Source organism: Bartonella sp. AP57NXGY (assembly GCF_042195805.1).
GTDB lineage: Bacteria > Pseudomonadota > Alphaproteobacteria > Rhizobiales > Rhizobiaceae > Bartonella.
Window position 1 is genome coordinate 1 of the sequence record NZ_JBHIOZ010000315.1, and the last position, 1,198, is coordinate 1,198.

At 41.7% G+C, this 1,198-nt stretch carries 1 protein-coding gene and 1 pseudogene; both read left to right on the forward strand.

Annotation, left to right across the window (positions count from 1 at the left end; translation table 11 throughout):
• Positions 1-438: pseudogene (locus tag ACFIL8_RS10585) on the forward strand (glutamine synthetase); the annotation flags it as partial.
• 11 nt (positions 439-449) lie between these two features.
• On the forward strand, positions 450-1,198 hold a 749-nt coding region (locus ACFIL8_RS10590; protein ID WP_375689731.1), incomplete at its 3' end, for an NAD(P)/FAD-dependent oxidoreductase.

Genomic DNA, 1,198 nt, shown 5'->3' on the forward strand with positions numbered 1-1,198 from the left:
CCTTATGTGAATTCTTATCGACGTCTTGTCCCTGATAATTCGGCTCCTGTTAATTTGCGATGGGGATATGATAATCGTACTACAGCTTTTCGAGTTCCCCGTTCTGCTCCTCAAGCGCGACGTGTTGAGAATAGACTTCCTTCATCAGATGCGAATCCTTATTTAGCTCTTGCAGCTTCTTTAGCGTGTGGTCTTATTGGTTTGCAACAAAAAATTGAGCCGGATGAGCCAGCGACAAATAATGTAAACGCTGATAATATTGAGTTGCCGCGTGGACTCATTGAGGCAGTCAATTTGTTTGAACAAGATACAGTGATACGTGCTATTTTAGGGGATGTGTTTGTCAGTACTTATGCTGCAATCAAACGCCAAGAGTTTGAAACTTTTATGGAAGTAATCAGTCCGTGGGAGCGTGAATATCTCCTGCTGAATGTTTAAATTTTATGACGATGATTGATTATAATTCAATTTCTCCAGGAATTTCTTGGTATGAAGATGCTTTAAGAGAACGTCCATCGTATCCCTCTTTTTGTGAAAACAGACAGTGTGATGTGGTCATTATTGGAGGCGGATTTACGGGTCTTTCGGCTGCTTATCATTTAGCCAAGGCTGGAGTAGATGTTGTTTTATTTGAAGCATCACGTTTTGGTGACGGCGCTTCAGGGCGCAATGGTGGACAGCTGGGAACAGGGCAACGGCAATGGGTAGAAACATTAGAAAAAAAGTATGGTTTTGAGCGAAGTAAGGCTCTGTTTGATTTGGCAGAAGAAGCTAAAAGAGATATTTTATCTTTATGCGCAATGCCTAATTGTCCGTGTGATTTTATAGGAGGACAGCTTTCTGTAACCCATAAAAGGCGTGAGCTTCTCTCTTATCAACGGCATATTGAGGCGATGCAGCGTTATGGCTATCACGCGCTTACTTTTATGGATAAGGCTGAAACATTTGAGCGACTTGGATCAACTTTTTATTGTGGTGGTATTTATGATGCGGATACCGGCCATATAAATCCCTTAAAATTGGTTGTTGGATTGGCAAAAAAAACCCAAGATGCTGGTGCTAAGCTTTATGAGAAGTCACAAGTAACGACCATAAGGCGCAAGGGAGCACATTGGAAAGTGATAACAGAAAAAGGCAGTGTAACAGCAGAGCATGTTTTACTTGCAACAAATGGGTATAAACTTGGTCTGGAGCGTTT